Origin of the sequence: Sphingobacterium sp. UGAL515B_05 (assembly GCF_033097525.1) — a bacterium.
In the GTDB taxonomy this organism is placed as follows: Bacteria; Bacteroidota; Bacteroidia; order Sphingobacteriales; family Sphingobacteriaceae; genus Sphingobacterium.
Genome location: NZ_CP109907.1, coordinates 2,731,169 through 2,748,074 on the forward strand (window position 1 = coordinate 2,731,169; position 16,906 = coordinate 2,748,074).

The following is a 16,906-nucleotide window of genomic DNA, read 5'->3' on the forward strand; positions in this document are numbered from 1 at the left end:
CATTCCTATTAGGACCTTTTTATAAAAACCTTGTCATCCTACTGAATTTAGATGCAAGGTTTTTTTTATGCAATATCGTTTTTTATTGGTTTTATTGTTCTTTACTTCTCGACTATTTGGACAAGGAGCTTCATTAACAGGGATTGTCCTCGATGCCTCAACGGCAAAACCTATACAAGGTGTTACTGTAAAGCTTTCCAATACGGCAAAATCTGTAGCAACAAATAAAGAGGGGCACTTTCAGCTGCCGGCAGTACCTGATAACTGGGAGTTACTATTTAGTGCGGTTGGCTATAAAAAACAGGTATTCCCGATGAGTGTCGCACAGGGCAAGAAAGTTCTTATTATCCGTTTGGAAGATGAACAACAAAGTCTCGATGAAGTTGTCGTGAATGCGCCTAAAAAAAGAAAATACACGAATAAACATAATCCAACAGTAGATTTAATCCGTAAAGTAATTGAAAAAAGAGATGAAAATAATGCGTTAAATGGAACGGGAGGTAACTACCAGGAATATGAAAAGTTATCAATGTCTTTGTCTATACAGAATCAAAAGGTGGATAAATCCCGTTTACTGAAACGATTCGGATTCCTGAAGCAGGGGATGGATACACTAAAATATCCAGGAAGGTCGTTGGTGCCCATATTTATGGATGAAAAAATAGGGCAGCGAAAATTAGATCCAGTTAAAGGTTCCGGTTTTGTTTTATTGGGTGAGAATCAGTCACGCGTAGATCAGTACCTGGATGAAGATGGTATTGATGAGTATTTGGATAAAATCTATGGTGAAACAGATATCTATGATACAGATGTCTCTATTGGGAATAGACGTTTTTTAAGCCCTATAGCAACGTTGGGACCTTCGTTTTATAAATATTACTTGGTTGACACCTTGAAGGATAGTAAACCTTGGCATGCAAAAATACGCGTAGAGCCAAGGAATAGGGAGGATGCACTTTTTTCAGGCTTCATCTATATCCGCTTAGACGGGAGTTATGCATTGGATCAAGCGGAGCTGACGATCAACGAAGCGACCAATATCAACTGGGTAAAGGGTTTAAATATTGTTTTGAATTATTCGGAAAATCAAGCGCATCGTTTTTTTCTGAGCAGGGGAGTACTGACGATAGACATGGGGATTTTTAAGGATGGTATGGGCTTGTTTGGGGAGAAAGTGACCAATAGGTCTTTAGTTGATGCAAATCAGTTGATTGTTAATGGTAAAGCATTGACGCGAACTGGACCACAAAATCCAAATGGAATTGACTGGAATCTTGCAAGACCTGAGAAACTGAGTACGTTGGAGGAGCAGGCCTTTACGAATATCGATAGTTTAAAACAGTCAAAATCTTTTAAAAATTTGATGGCTTTGGGCTCCTTCATTATGTCGGGTTATTATGGTCGCGGTGTCATCGAAATAGGGCCAGTACCATCATTTTATAGTTTTAATCCGGTAGAAGGAAGCCGATTTAAGTTCGGCGGCAACACAACGGATCTTTTTAGCAAAACATTGGTACTGGATGGCTACGGGGCCTATGGGACGAAAGATAGGCAATGGAAATATAATGTGGGTGCCACTTACTCATTTAATGGTGAATCGGTGTATAAATTTCCGGTAAAGTTGGTCTCTGCTAAGGTTAGCAAAGAGGTACAGGTGCCGGGACAGGATCTAAATTTCATTGACAATGATAATTTTCTGCTTTCATTCAGAAGAGGGGAAAATGACAAAATGTTTTATCTACAGCGGAGGCAGATCGAATACTGGCAGGAATTTGAAAACCATCTATCCTTTAAAGTAGGGTTCTTCAATCAAATCCTTAGTCCAGGTGGTATTTTGGAGTTCGATCGTCGAGCTTTTCGAAGAAGTAACGGTAATGAGCTATGGACTTCTGCTTTCACCGGAGAAATTCGCTGGGCTCCACATGAGAAACTATACCAGGGGAAACGTTATCGGCGTATTATCAATACAGGTCAGCCTGTTTTTACCTTAGCCGCACAGGTTGGCGTGAAAGGTTTATTGGGTGGAGATTATAACTACCAACGTTTTATATTAAATGCCAATAAGCGATTTTTTGCCTCCCAATTTGGTTTTGCGGATGTTGTGCTTGAGTCGGGCATTCAATTTGGGAAAGTTCCTTATCCCCTGATGATTATTCACCGTGCAAATCAGACCTATTCGTATCAGCTCAATTCATACAATTTGATGAATTCAATGGAGTTTATGAGCGATAAGTATGCTTCATTATTGGTTCAACATTCATTTAATGGTTTTTTTCTGAATAAAGTTCCGCTTCTGAAAAAACTGGATCTCCGGGAGATCGCCTCTGTAAAGATGTTGTATGGAGCTGTCGACGCCTCCAATAGATACACGAAAAGTTTTGATGAATTACCCAAGGATCCTCGCGAACCGCAGCTGTTCTCCCTCAATAATGGGGCTTATATAGAAGGGAGTGTCGGCTTGAGTAATATCTTTAAAATTCTACGTGTCGATCTGGTGCGTCGATTTACTTATTTGGATAATCCAAGTGTATCTCCTTGGGGCGTAAGGGCAAAGATCGGTATTGATTTTTAATACGCTAAAAAAGACAAATAATCTTGGGACTATTTTAAGGTAATGATGTCATTAGTAAAAGTGATTTAGAAAAACGAAATAATTGGGTTTGTCAATTTGAGAGGTAATTATGCTGATGAAAAACAAAATGTTGATCTGGAAATCCTTATTGGGCCTATTGGTCATTTTGGGTGCCGTATATTTTTTTGCAAATCAGAGACAGGAGTTGGCATCGTCGGTAGGGCTTATCCAGTCAAGTTCATTGTTTTGGGTCGCAATCGGGATCGTGGTTTCTTTGGCATACATCGCAATGCAAGGTTTGGTCTATGTCTATAGTTTTAAGGCTTTGCAACAGAAGCTATCACTAGGTGGAGCTACCCGTTTATTTCTGAAGAGAAACTTTATCAGTGTCTTTCTTCCGGTAGGCGGATTTACCTCACTGGCTTTCTTTAAGAAAGAAGTTAATCAGGAGGGAATTGATGATGCAAACGCCAATCTTTCTTCTGTTATCTACGCAGTCATTAGCCTAGTGTCCTTATTTATACTCTGCCTTTTTGTTTTTCTGTTTGTAGGAATCGCAGGTCTTGATGTGCAGATCATCGGGATTATGCTTGTTTTTAGTGTTCTATTGCTGGGGTTTGGCTGGTACTGCAGATCATTTTACCGTGGGGGAGTAGCATACAATTTTACAGTACGTCATTTCTCCTCAGTTGCAGGTACCTGGGATGAACTCCATAAAAAGGGTGTAGATTTTTGGGCTGTATTGCAAAGTCTCATTTGGGCGACAGTCATTGAGCTAGTAGGGATTTTACATATCTATATTGCTATGCTTGCTTTAGGCTTTGAAACATCGCTATTGGCCTGTACGGTAACGTATGCTGTCGGAACGTTGGTCTATTGTTTTTCACCATTGATGAAGGGGGTGGGACTAATCGAAGTATCTATGGTTGTCATGCTGTGTAAGTTTGGCTACAGCGAAGAACAGGCTATTTCTATATCCCTTTTATATCGTTTATTTGAGTTTTGGGGTCCATTAGCATTGGGGGGAATTAGTTTCTTCGTGAATAAAAACAACATCTTTGTTCGGATACTTCCATCAGTTTTTATTTTTGTGATGGGGCTTATTAATATCATCTCTGTCTTGACCCCAGCCATCCATAGCCGTGTCACGGCATTAAAGCAATTTATATCCTATGATGCTTTAAACTTTTCAAATGCAGCGGTACTTTTCTTCGGTATATTATTGGTGATGTGCTCCGGCTTTCTGTTGAAGGGGCTACGTATGGCTTGGTATGTTGCGGTTGCGCTATGTTCGCTTTCCATTGTTGCTAATCTTTCCAAAGGGCTGGATTTTGAAGAAGCCTGGTTCGCTTTTTTGGTGCTGTTGATGCTCCTTTATTCATCAAAACACTATTTTGTACAAAGTAATAGGAGATTCAGCTCCTTAAACCTCAGCTTGGTTTTGTGGCTTATTGGGGTTGTGCTGTTGTATGGAATTACTGGGTTTTATTTTCTGAATGCGAAGCATTTTAATATGGATTTTACCATTTTAAATGCGGTAAGCAGTACGCTGCACGGTTTTGTGCTACTTAATGGTGATGTTGCGGAACCTCAGACAACGATAGGACAGTATTTTTTGTATTCCATTAATTTTTTTAGTGTGATCAGTCTGTCTGCATTGTTCTACTGGATGGTCAATCCGTGTCAGTTAGCGGAAGAAGAAGTAGATGGGCAGATTGAAATTGCACAGCGCCTCTTGGAGCGTTATGGTAAATCACCTGTCGATTATTTTAAGACCTATGGGGATAAAGATCTTTTCTTTAACACGGAGCGGACGGGCTTTATTGCGTATAAAAAATGTTATGGTTTTGCGATGGTGCTTGAAGGACCCGTTTGTGAGGATACTGAAGATGCGATGAAAGAATTGATTAATTCCTTCGAACGCTATTGTCGCAAATCGAGTTTAAAAACAGCCTATTACCGCGTTGACGGTAGGCATCTAGGGATTTTTAAGCAGTTGGGTAAAAAATCTTTTCTGATCGGAGAAGAGGCCATTGTCAATGTCGATAATTTTTCGCTGGAAGGAAAGAAACGTAAATCACTTCGAAATGCGGTGAATAGCATTGAAAAAAAAGGTTTTGTTTCGAATTTATATCGCGCACCGTTATCCAATGGTTTGCTTCAGAAACTGCAGGTTGTGTCGGATCATTGGTTGAGAGACATGAAGCGTTCAGAACGTGTTTTTTCTCAAGGCATGTTCGATGTTGGTAAGATTAAAAATAGCCATGTAATTACTTTGGAGGATAACGAAGGGCGCATTTTGGCCTTTTTGAATATCATTCCCAATTATGCTCCAGACGAGGCAACGTATGATCTTATCCGGAAATTGCAAGATGCGCCAGGGGGAAATATGGATGTATTGATTATCCGTTTTTTAGCGTATTGCAAAGAGGAAGGTTATTCTTTTTTAAATATGGGACTGGCTCCTTTTTCGGGATTTGACAAGAAGAAAGGGCTTGTTGAGCGCTTAATCAGCTTTCTATATGAAAATAACCCTTACTTCCGTCAACCAAAGGGTTTGAAAGAATTTAAGGAAAAATTTGATCCATGTTGGGTCTAGAAATTTGTGGTGTATTCGCATGATCTGGATTTGATTTCAGTGCCTTTGGTGATTGATAAGGCAATGAAATCAAATGCGGGTAAGTGATAAGCTGATCTTATCTGAAGATAAGTTTGTTCTTTGATAGAATTTTAATCAATTATTTGCACAAGATCGGCGCAATTGCCGCTGAGCATATGAAAGGTAAAACCTGCATCGAGCTTGATCTCTGCACAGGATGAGGTGCGTAAATAGGCCGCTTTTCGGGTCAGGTATTCCACTAGATCAGTCAATGTGGGATTGTGTCCGAAGAGCAGTACATGGTTAATATGATCGGGAATTGCATTGATGATGGATAACAAGTGTTTGTAGGTGCATTCATAAATTGTTTCTTCAATCTGAATGTCAAAAGAAGAAGAGCCCATCACATCCAGAAAAATACGTGTTGTTTGGAGTGCCCGGTTGGCTGGCGAACTGATCACGATACTGTTTTCATCTAGGGTCAATTTTGCCGATAGCTTAGTCGCTACTTGTTTTGCGTGTTGTATGCCGTCGGATGTAAGTGCGCGATCAAAATCGTTTATGCCCGGAATAGTTTCGGCTTTGGCATGTCGGATGATATAAAGTTTTTTACTGTTGTCCATGATTAAAATTTTTGATTCTATACTAATATAAATAATAACGCTTGTTGTTCCGGTTCATTGTGTTTGTGCAATGAGCAGGCTTGCGTATGAATACAAATAATAATACAGGAAGTTTTGAAAAGTATATACTCTATGAACAGTTTTTTTACCTCAAGTGATACGTTTAATAACGTATCAAAGCTAAATCATTGTTTTATTTTGATAAAATTATGCTAATTTCGCAGCGAAAAACAATAAATTTTTTTATACATCTATTTGCCGTCAGCTTATTTTATTTATTGAAAAACATCGTTAGCCAAGTCGCGTTTTTTTGTTTCTACCGTTTGATTTTTACTTATGATTCGTAATTTTTTGATACTTCTTTATGGAAGTATTTTTCTAGTGGCTTGCAGCCGTCCAGAGGATTTTTTTGCGGGGGATGTTGAAGCTCCTATTTGGACTGTTGAGCCCATTGATTCCGTTACTTTTGATGGTGATGAAGGTTTGGTCAATATACATACTGTTGCTGACGCTAATTTTAAGGGACTAAAAAATGCCAACGATTTTATAGATATCTCGGGCGCAAATGCCAGTTATTGTCATCCAGATGTTCTTTATTTTCCCAATAAACTGAATGGGTATAAGTATTGGATGGTTTTTACACCTTATTTTGGCGCAGTTGGAACCAATCAAAATTCAAAGAAATTTGAAAATCCAAGTGTTGTTGTATCAAATGATGGTGTTGATTGGGTAAATCCTCCGGGATTGAGCAATCCAATTATCAATGCACCCTTCCCGACAGAAAGTTTCGGTGAAAACAAGGTTGATCCGATTCAAGGATTTTGGTCAGATGTCGATTGGATATACTTAAATAATCAGTTTTATCTTTACTATAGGGGTAGTTTTATTACTGCTCAGGCTTTGAAGGGCAAATGTGTGTTAAGTAATACAAATTTTGATCGACTGAAACAAAACGCACATCGCACTATTGTGCAACAAACATCTACAGATGGTATAAAGTGGTCGAATCTGAACGTCGCTTTTACCAGCAATCCACCTTTCACCCCCAAGGATGACCATTTATTGTCTCCCTCTTTTATCCATGATGGGAGCGAGTTTTTGAGTTATGAAATCGAACTCAATCTTAATCCCAAGAATTTTAAAGGTAAAGACCCCTCTTATGTTGTTCGTAGAACGTCGACTGATGGGATTAATTTTACAGGGTTTCGCGATAGCAAAATAGTTAATTTCTTTAATAAACCCTGGCTGAAGGAAGGTAATGGTAATTCGCCATGGCATATTCAGGCAACATATGCTGACGGTTATTACTTTTTATGTATTGCTGTTGGTGAAGTGAAAAGATACACGGCAGAGTTATTGTATGTGGCTTATTCGAAAGATGGATTAAATTTCAAGGTATTCCCGAAGCCCTTATTAAAAAATAATGCCTATCGAAGTTCTATTTTTCCAATGGGCAGCAATGAATCTTTAATCAAAATGGGGGCAATGATCGGGAATAAATCAGGAGAATTCCGATACCGGGAATTTACGTTAAACAAATATAGGATCGAAAAATCTTTAAAATGATTTCGGTATTTGATATATAATTCGTCTTGCTATTTTTGTATATTGAATGTCAATGATGGAAAAAAATGGTAGTACGAAGGGGACTTTTCCCGTTGCTGTGTCGGTAGTGATTCCGGTATACAATGTCGAAAAATATTTAGATGAGACAATTCAAAGTGTGCTTAATCAAGAATTGCAGGATTTTGAAATTATTCTTGTCAATGATGGTAGTCTGGATTCTTCTGCAGTAATATGCCAAAAATATGCATCCTTAGATCCGAGAATTTATTTTTTTGATCAGGACAATGCTGGTGTTTCCGTTGCGAGAAACAATGGTTTGAGTCATGCGCGAGGAGAGTATGTCTATTTTTTGGATTCTGATGATACGATTGAATCCGAATTCTTGACTGGAGCTTATACATTAGCAAAACAAGATGATCTTGATCTAGTCGTTTTAGGAGAGATATATTGTTACAGAGCAAAACGATTGACTGCTGTACCTACTTGTGGATTGTTTATAAAAAAGTCATTATTGGACAGCTATCCTGATATTCGCTTTCCCGTGGGAATCCAACCTTGTGAGGACGGTTTGTTTTCACATTGCCTTTTTTTAATGACTGATAAAATAGGATTCAATCCGGATGCAAAATATTTTTATAGACAACACGAGAATCAAAATCATGTACGCATCAATAGAGAAACAGCTCGCATCTTAAAACAGATACCTAATTGGTTGGAACTTTTAAAAATATTCTACGATCAACATGATATTTTTACCTCGAGAGCACTCAAACTAGCTTTGTTTATTGAACATGAACCGTTTGAGTTGCGTTACATAAAAATGCCTTTTGATGAGAATGAAAAAGAAGCACTTTTCAGATTATTGCAAAATTTTATGCGACAATATGTCGAGCCATATTTATCCAAAACAGATATAGAGGTATTATCGGTTCCATTTAGGTATTTCATGACAACGGGAAATCATGTGAATTTTGATAATTTTTATAAAAGCTATCGAACGAATAGAGCCCAGCAGTTTAAACATGCATTGTTTTGGGTTAAGTTTATTCCAATTTCTAAATTAAGGAGGAAACTTCGCAAAAATATCAGAAATAAATATATTGATATATGAAGATTCTATTAATACAACATTTGTATTTTTTAAATGGAATAGGAGGAACAGAAAAAATCTGCTCAATATTGGCTAACATTTTATCCGCCAATGGTTATGAAGTCGAAATAGCCACTAATGAAAATATAGTTGGTAAGCCAGTGTTTACTTTGGATAAAAGCGTACGTGTTACAAACATATATGACGTAAATCTGGAACAAAAAGAGGAGATCCCCTTATATAATTATAAAGGCAGAAATCCTTTTCTTTGGATAAAATATAAGATAGAAAAGAAGTATGCTAAATGGTATAATCGCCGTTTAATAAAGCGTATGGAAGGAGAGGATAAACTATTTCAGTATAATTTGAGAAACCGGGCGATTGCTTGGAAAAGTTACATTGATCTAGTTAAACCAAATTTGATTATTACAATGTCTATTGGTTCATTGTTGGAAATTACCTATGGAAACACGCTGACAATACCAATTTTAGATTCGGTGAACGGTCGGCCAGATTATGATTACTCCAATATTCTGGGCGGAAGGAAATCGTATATGGTTGATTTATTGACGTCAAGTTTTAGTAAGCTTGATGGCATCCAAATTCTTTTTGATAGTTATAGAAAATTTTTGCCCGATAATTTTGCCGGCGAATGCCGTGTTATTACGAATCCTATCGACGAGGTAAGTGACACCGATTTGGTTCTACATAGTAATGAAAAATCGAGATTTAAGATAATTCATATTGGACGCTTGGATACTGCGTGTAAACAGCAACATATAGCTATAGATATTTTCTCTAATTTGGCAGAAAAATACCCGACATGGGATTTGGAATTTTGGGGTATAGGTAATGACTTTGAGCGATTGAAATTACAGATTATTGAACTGGGCCTATCCAAAAGAATTTTCCTTCGCGGATTTACTGACGATCCCATCGCAAAGATGAAGGATGCAGATATCTTTATTTTTCCAAGCAAATATGAAGGGTTTGGGCTTGCTTTGGCCGAAGCAATGTCCGTTGGTTTACCTAGTATAGGTTTTGCTACATGTTCTGGTGTGAACGAATTAATAAAGCATGGTGAGAATGGGTTTTTGGCGAACGATCGAGAGGGTATGGAGCTTCATCTTGAGCAATTAATAAATAATCCACTTCTTCGTGAACAAATGGGGATAAAAGGGAAAATTTTTATAAAAGATTTTAATCTTGATAAAATGACGAGGGGATGGTTGGAGTTGGTTAATGCTGTAATAAATAAATATGACAATGTCTAAAAGGAAACGAGTACTATATTTTATGCCGGTTAATCCGATGAATGATCGCGCAGGAAATATCACGAGATGTATACAATTGCTAGAATATTTTGAACGTAATAGCTCTTATGTAGAAACAGCTTTTGTTTCATTTGATCATTGGGCGCAGGCGGACAAAATGTCTTTTGAGCAGAAATTTCCAAATATTCGTTTAATACTTATACAGCATAGGGAAAATAAGGGAAATTATCTAAAATATTTCTTTCGGGATAAGCTTTCGAGATTATTCTTAAAAAAAGGATTAGATCAGGTAACGCCTTTCCATTTGAAACAAATAAGAAAGCACCTTAGCGGCAATTTTGATGTTACATTGATAAGTTACGTTGAATGGGGGAGATTTGTTGAGGCAGTTCCATCTAAACGTACCATAATAGATACACATGATTTAATTACATCTCAATATTTAACGCGGAGTGGAGATAGAAAGTCGATAGGGCAGGTTTTCCAAGAAGAACTTGAGATTCTTAATTGTGCTGATGAGGTATGGACTTATTCAATTGAAGAACAATATATCTTCGAGCAGTTTCTCACAAATAAAGTGAGATTGCTTCCAGTTTCATCAAGTATTCGCAAAAAAGAGAAAGTAGAAAATAGGATAGATCATGAAATTCTATATGTTGCTAGTGATAATGGCCATAACCAAAGAAGTATTGAGTGGTTTATTCAAGAAGTTCTACCTTTGGTTAATGAACGTTTTTCATTGACAGTTGTAGGTAAGATTTGTGATAAAATCGAGAATAACAGTCGAATCGAGAAAGTGGGTGTGGTAGATGATTTATCCGATATATATAATACTAGCAAGATTACTATTTGTCCAATGCTATCTGGGACAGGAATTAAAATAAAAGTGTTGGAATCGCTTGGTTACGGTCTACCCGTTGTGACGAATAGACGAGGTGTTGATGGCCTAGTCAACAAAGTTTCAAATGGTTGTTTAATTGCGGATGACCCTAATCAATTTGCTTTTTATATCAACAAGTTATTGAGTGATTTTCAGTTTTATAATCAATTACAAACCCAAGGTGTGCAGTTTTATGAAAGCTATTATGCCCCAAATAATGAAATCAGGATACTCGATGAATGCTTTTTAGGAAAAGAAAATATAGATATAGAGGAGTCTAATTTGAGAGATATCAAGTAGAATTTAATATTTTATTGCTAAATATCTGTTTCATAAAATGCTGAACCGCTTTATGAAACAGATATTTTTATTCCTCCCAGATATAGGTCTTGTTTTTACCGAAGACTTTATTTGTAAAGTTTTTAAGCCTTAACTTCCATTTAACAACCTTTGTTCTTTTTAAAGCATCTAATTTACTTGTAAGAATTGTGTTTTCTTGCTGAAGGTTAAAAACCGTTTGGTTTATATCCATCTTAATTTTGGGTACGCAAAATTGATAAATATAATCTAATCTGTTTTTGATAGCTAGTCCTATATTTTCCGGATCTAATCGGTGTTTTACTTCATTTTGGGCTCTTTCTCCTATGCAAGTCCTAAAGCCTTTTTCATTAAACAACTTTAACATCAGTTTACTTGCATATTCAACATCAGGATCTGCCCAATGTGTCTCGGCATTTTCAGTATAGACATAATTATTTTTAGTGGATATTAGTTGATACGGGACAAGACAACTATTTTCAAAATTCATAAAATCTAAATTACCGGAATAGGCGGTCGCAATAACAGGCTTACCTAGAGACATTGCTTCGGCTAAAGTCAAACCAAAACCTTCGGATCGATGTAAAGAAACGAAAACATCACAATTATTAATCAACGCGTCCAAGCTTTCTCTTGGCAGAATTTCTTCGATTAAGATAATGGCCGGATTTGTTCTTATCCGATTCTTTAATTTTTCTCTCATTTCCTTGAACTTATCTCCAACAGATGTTTTTATGATTAAAACAGCTTGTGTATTGTTTTCACCAAAGGCCTTTTCGAAGGCTGAAATAGTGGAATAAGGATTTTTTCGCTCTAATATACTGTGATAATCGAACATTGAAAGAAAAATGAATTTTTCTTTTGGAAGATTAAGTGCTTCGCGAGAAAGTTGTGTAGTCGGGATTTTAATGGAGTGCATAAACCGAAGTACCGGCTTGTTTGAAACTTGGGCAATGGCATTTTGACAGAAATTACTTGGTACCCAGATTTCGTCTAAGATTTCAATATAATCCTGAAAGTCTGTCGGGAAATAATCTAACTCCCATGCCCAAAAACCAATGTTATATTTCCCCTTCAAATAGGATTTATTATTTGATGAAATTACTTTTGAAAAATTGTCAAAATTTATCTGTATCAGATTGACCGAATATGGATTTTCATCGATAATCTCAATAGAGTTATTACGTTCTTCTTTGATATCAGGAGATATCTCAAATTTTACATCATTGATAACATAAGGGATATTGGCACTTTTGATAGAACGGATATTGCTCCGAACGGCCTCACCTAGTCCAAATTGTTTGTGAATATAACCAAGAATATTAATTCCTTTTGCCTCTGACATGTATGATTTTTTTGTTTTATGAACATATAAATATGTCATAGTTTGTTTACTAATGAATATTTATATGTTGTACAATTTTTAAATGAATTAACAAGCTCGCTAAGAACTAAAAAAGTAGTATTTCTACACGATAAAACTATCAATATATAGAAATGCTAAAAATAAAAAGACATTGTGTAATAAATGTAAACGTTTTTAATCAGATTTTGCCACATATATAATGAAAACCATTTAGGGGTAGATTAGTATATATGTTAATGTTTAACTTTTATTCATCGATTTTCTAAGATTATACAGCCCGTTTTACTACTGAATCTAGCCTTCCTGTTGAGACGAATCTAGTATTTTAACCTGTTGCTTTAATTTTTTAAAAAGTTGAAACAATAGTACGGGATAGTCTGAAAAAAGCATTTGCTAATATATATATTAAAATTATTGATTGATATATGTATGTTATGCCAGACTATTTTTTTGGCAATGAAATGGGATCGAAATCCTTGGACTTTAAAACAAATTTTATCCAATTATCTAATGCATACTTTTCTTTAATCCTTTTTGGTAATTTCTTGTAGGGAGTATGATAAAATTTTAAAAATTCTTGAGGAGATTGATTGTTCCAAATGAGAATGTTATTAGGGTCATAAAATTCATAATTTTCTATATCTTTATTAGTCGTAATCAGCTTTTTTTCATAACCAATGGATTCAAAGATACGGAACGATAAACCAGATTGGCTTTGTATTTGCACATCGATTAATAATGACGAGGCCAAAACATTTTGCAGATTTTCTTGATAATTGGTCATTGATGATGTTGTTTTAAACCCTAAGTTATAGGCCTCTTTTATTTCGTTTTTGTTTTTCGAATAAATAATAAAATTGAATGGAAACAAAGCAGATTCCAATGTGTTTTTAATTTCAGTTAGAGGTATAATTTTATCTTTTTGATAAGAATTGATGGAGTATGCACTTACTGTTTCTATATAATTTAAAGACGAAACAGTGTGGGGAAGATAAAAATTTGTACAACCAAAAACATTAAGTTTAGATTTTAGATCTATTGGGTCGAAAACATAAAAATCGGTGAAATAAGGAATATAATCGGTGACACCCTCATAACGATCAATGCCATCCCAATGGTAACCGACTATTTTACTGAATTTATTTTTGACTTTTTTAAAGAAATCCAACGGAAACAGATCTGGACGAATGAATAATGCATAATTTAAATTAGGATATTTATCGAGTTCTTCGATTAAATTTTCTGATATTACCTTGGAACGAATTGTCGATTTATATTTTTTATCCTTCAGAAAAGTTTTACGTACTAGGTTCACAATCCTAGTTGAAAGATTAGGGTATTTAAAATTATTATTTATTTTAGAGAGATCTACCACATGATATCCGATCTTGGTAAGCTCATCCTTTATTGCATCTGAAAAACCAAAATCCTCAGGAGCACCAAAGACTAATGTTGTTCGTTCTTGCATTCTTTTAACTTTGAAAACGGACTTGAATGGGTAAAATACGATAACATCTTATATAAAATATCTAGACGTTAACAAAGTTACGATTTTATTTTATTCTGTTTGATTCAAACGGTAATTTTGGAATTCCATCAACTAAAAAGAATAGGATGAGCGATCGAAAAAAAAGAATTATACTTGGAATGCCAAGAACCTTCAGTATTTATAAGGTATTGATAAGTAGGCTTGACCAGCTCGGATTTGAGGTGATTGATATTAGCTATGATGATGATGTTTTCAAGTACCGAAATCTTTGGGATAGACTTGTTAACCTGTATCGGAAAACAGTCCTGAAAGACAAAGGGTACAAAAATCGATTGAAGTTTAAGGCATTGGGAGAAAATGTGATGCGGCGCTTGCAGACGATGAAGCATCCGACAGATTATTGCTTATTGATTCGACCTGATATTTATCCCGAGGAAATTATTGATCAAATAAAGTCGAAAACAAATAAATTGATCGCTTATCAATGGGATGGCATTGATCGATATCCGGCAGTAAAGCGACTTGTCTCAAAGTTTGATCGCTTTTTTGTATTTGACCGTAAAGACGCCAATCGGGAGGATGATAGATTCATTCCAACTACCAATTTTTATTTTGGGCATTTCAATAGGCGTGAAGTAATACCAAAAAAATCTTCTTTCTTTTTTGTCGGAACTTTTATGAAGGTAAGGTGGTCGCAAACTAAAGATGCTGTTGACCTTATTGTGCAAAACAATGGTACACCTAATTTCTATTTATATACTGGAGAGCGGGATTTGCCGAGCGAGTACCAGTTAGCGGGTATCACATATATTAGTTCTCCTTTGGCCTATGAAGAAAATATTCATTTAGCGTTGCAGAATGAAATCCTTGTCGACTTTTTAGTGGATGCTCATAGTGGATTATCTTTTCGTGTATTCGAAGCAATTGGATACAGTAGAAAGCTGATAACCAATAATAATGAAGTTAAGAGCTATGATTTTTATCAGCCGAATAATATCTATGTTTTAGATGATGATAAGCGTACTTTGGATGAATTCTTGAACGCCCCTTACACTGAAATTCATCCAGAAATAGTTGCAAAATATAATTTTGATAATTGGATATTTCGGATTTTGGAGAGTTAGAATAATATTTTAATTTAGTACATCCCCTAATAGTTGGAGATCATATTTTTAGATTCAAAAGTCGAAGAAATTCCAAAAATATGATCTACCCAATGATTAAGGGAATATTTTTGATATAAGCTTGTCGGAATTCTCTGATATGACAAAGTGAAAAATTGATTACTAATATTGGAAAGATCGTCATTAACAATCAAAAAGTTTTCTGGTTTATAAAAATCATAGGTCTGAATAGATTGATTATCAGTTATAATCTTTTTTCCGAGAGCCATCGCTTCAAAAACCCGAAAACTTAATCCAGCCTGTCCTTCGCGCATTAAATCGATGATAACTTTGGATTTTTTATACTCTTCTAGTATTGTTTCATTATTTATTGGCTTTTTCCGGAATTCTATGAGCGTTGAACCAACCGGTCTTAATATAAAGTTACGTAGTTTCTCTTTCCATACTTGTTTTCCAACTACAATAATCTTACTCCGTACTTCCAATGCAGATAGACGAACCGTGAGTTTGCGAAGGAGCTTAATACGTCGTTTATCATAGGAAGTAATGTAGAATAAGTCATTTTCGATTTCTTCGGCCTGAATAGGTTGTTCTGCAAGATAGTTGTAGTTTGTTATCTTTTCAAAGCCATATTTTTTTACATCTTTGTCCTCAAATGAGTAGATCTTATCAAATAACTTAAGACGGTCCTCTACAGGAAAACGCTCCAGGTTGTCATAGAGATAAGAAATTAAGTAAGGTGTATATGATTTGATCTCTTTGATGGTCTGATAATCTAATGTATGAGGATTTAAAACGAGTATCTGATCTTGGGGACCTAGTTTTTTCAGTGTGTTTATTACGTACTCCTGACGTTTTACATGTTTGATGTTTTTATTCAGAAAAATTTTGCTGATTGCATTAGAAGCCCGCTCACCGAAGTTTTTGTATTTATAGGCACCCATATTGATATGTGATGCATCAATACCCTTCTCTTGCAATTTCTTTACAATGTGGTGATCGTAATTCCAGTAATCAAAGCTTATAATGCAAATCTTCATTTTTTTTCTTCTCTTTTCAATGACTTAAAAGTTTCATGTACACTGAGACTCTGTAAGTAGCAAAGTTGGTATCCTCGTCGCCCATCTAATATTCCTAGTTTCAAAAAGTATGCCTTAAAAAATTTAAAGGACACTTTCGCCAGGTGACTTAAGAGCGAGTACCGCTTATTTTTAGCGTAAAGTTCTTTCCCTTTAAGCTGACCATAATGGACCATTTTCTCTTTGTAACTCGCGTAGTCTGCAAAGGAATAATGCCATATCTTGTTTTTTAAGCTACCAATCGTGCCATTAACCATTAATGTCTCGTGCACCTTTTTTTGGGTGTCGTATGTTGCTTTACTTTTTTTGAACAATCGGAAATTCTTATCATTTTGTGTTCCCGAAAAATTAATCCGTTCACCGCAAAAGAAAAATAAGCGATACATGTAATAAGCGTCTTTCGCTTGAGGATCGTTTATTGTCGATACGATTTCCATCTGGCATGCTGAAGTCAAACGCTCGTCGGCATCCAAAAAAAGCACCCAATCGTTATTCGCATAGGTCAGGGCCAAATTGCGCTGCTTCGTGAAATCCTCAAATTTATGCTGATAAATTTTTACCTTGGGGTGCAGACCGGCCAACTCAATGGTTCGATCTGTACTGAATGAATCCACAAGGATAATCTCATCTGCAAATTCCATACTCTTTAGGACCTCTGTTATATTACCCTCTTCGTTGTATGTGATGATTAAAGCGCTTAATTTTTGACTCAAAGTATACGATATAATTGAAAAATTGGACCATACGCTATTGTAACGTGAAAGCTCACTTATTCGTTACAATTTAATTGAAAAAATGACATTTAATGTTTTCACAATGTAGATCACCATGGTGGACGTTATTGCTTTGTGACAAATATATTACATATTTTTTGTAATAAAATATAAAATAAATGAAATGTTTGTGAAGTACAAGTTTATTCTCGA

The 16,906-nt window shown here is 35.7% G+C and carries 12 protein-coding genes; 7 read left to right on the plus strand and 5 right to left on the minus strand.

The genetic code is table 11. From position 1 onward, the window contains the following. The first annotated feature begins 67 nt into the window (after nt 1-67). Both OK025_RS10935 and OK025_RS10940 read left to right on the plus strand, forming a co-directional pair. A complete protein-coding gene (locus OK025_RS10935; RefSeq protein WP_317669485.1) occupies nt 68-2,572 on the plus strand; it encodes a DUF5686 and carboxypeptidase-like regulatory domain-containing protein in 2,505 nt (834 codons plus the stop codon). A 115-nt stretch (nt 2,573-2,687) separates the two neighbouring features. Further along, complete coding sequence (locus OK025_RS10940) at nt 2,688-5,171, plus strand: flippase-like domain-containing protein (protein WP_317669486.1); 2,484 nt, start codon at nt 2,688-2,690, stop codon at nt 5,169-5,171. Between the two features lie 131 nt (nt 5,172-5,302). Here OK025_RS10940 and OK025_RS10945 read toward each other — a convergent pair whose 3' ends face one another. Further along, a complete protein-coding gene (locus tag OK025_RS10945) occupies nt 5,303-5,794 on the minus strand; it encodes a SixA phosphatase family protein (RefSeq protein WP_317669487.1) in 492 nt (163 codons plus the stop codon). 336 nt (nt 5,795-6,130) lie between these two features. On the opposite strand from OK025_RS10945, the gene OK025_RS10950 reads away from it, so the two are divergent. The 4 genes from OK025_RS10950 to OK025_RS10965 are packed head-to-tail and all read left to right on the plus strand — an operon-like array spanning nt 6,131 to nt 10,904. Beyond that, nucleotides 6,131-7,360, plus strand: coding sequence for a hypothetical protein (locus OK025_RS10950; protein ID WP_317669488.1), 1,230 nt, complete (start codon nt 6,131-6,133; stop codon nt 7,358-7,360). A 52-nt stretch (nt 7,361-7,412) separates the two neighbouring features. Then, entirely contained in the window at nt 7,413-8,471 is a 1,059-nt protein-coding gene (locus OK025_RS10955) for a glycosyltransferase family 2 protein (RefSeq protein WP_317669489.1), read from the plus strand. Beyond that, nucleotides 8,468-9,724, plus strand: a complete 1,257-nt coding sequence (locus OK025_RS10960; protein ID WP_317669490.1) for a glycosyltransferase — start codon at nt 8,468-8,470, stop codon at nt 9,722-9,724. The genes OK025_RS10955 and OK025_RS10960 overlap by 4 nt, the downstream gene beginning before the upstream one ends. Beyond that, the gene (locus OK025_RS10965) at nt 9,717-10,904 is read left to right on the plus strand and encodes a glycosyltransferase (RefSeq protein WP_317669491.1); all 1,188 of its coding nucleotides are present in this window, start codon (nt 9,717-9,719) and stop codon (nt 10,902-10,904) included. Before OK025_RS10960 ends, OK025_RS10965 begins: the two co-directional genes overlap by 8 nt. A 67-nt stretch (nt 10,905-10,971) precedes the next feature. Here the strand turns inward: OK025_RS10965 and OK025_RS10970 are convergent, their stop codons facing one another. Both OK025_RS10970 and OK025_RS10975 read right to left on the minus strand, forming a co-directional pair. After that, on the minus strand, nt 10,972-12,267 hold the full coding sequence (locus OK025_RS10970; protein ID WP_317669492.1) for a glycosyltransferase: 1,296 nt from the start codon (nt 12,265-12,267) through the stop codon (nt 10,972-10,974). A gap of 463 nt (nt 12,268-12,730) precedes the next feature. After that, nucleotides 12,731-13,756: a hypothetical protein gene (locus tag OK025_RS10975; protein ID WP_317669493.1), complete on the minus strand. Its 1,026-nt coding sequence runs from the start codon at nt 13,754-13,756 to the stop codon at nt 12,731-12,733. 146 nt (nt 13,757-13,902) lie between these two features. Between OK025_RS10975 and OK025_RS10980 the strand changes: the two genes are divergently transcribed. Continuing rightward, a complete protein-coding gene (locus OK025_RS10980) occupies nt 13,903-14,901 on the plus strand; it encodes a hypothetical protein (RefSeq protein WP_317669494.1) in 999 nt (332 codons plus the stop codon). A 26-nt stretch (nt 14,902-14,927) separates the two neighbouring features. Here OK025_RS10980 and OK025_RS10985 read toward each other — a convergent pair whose 3' ends face one another. Next, entirely contained in the window at nt 14,928-15,941 is a 1,014-nt protein-coding gene (locus OK025_RS10985) for a hypothetical protein (RefSeq protein ID WP_317669495.1), read from the minus strand. Next, a complete protein-coding gene (locus OK025_RS10990) occupies nt 15,938-16,693 on the minus strand; it encodes a glycosyltransferase family 2 protein (protein WP_317669496.1) in 756 nt (251 codons plus the stop codon). The genes OK025_RS10985 and OK025_RS10990 overlap by 4 nt, the downstream gene beginning before the upstream one ends. Nucleotides 16,694-16,906 lie beyond the last annotated feature (213 nt).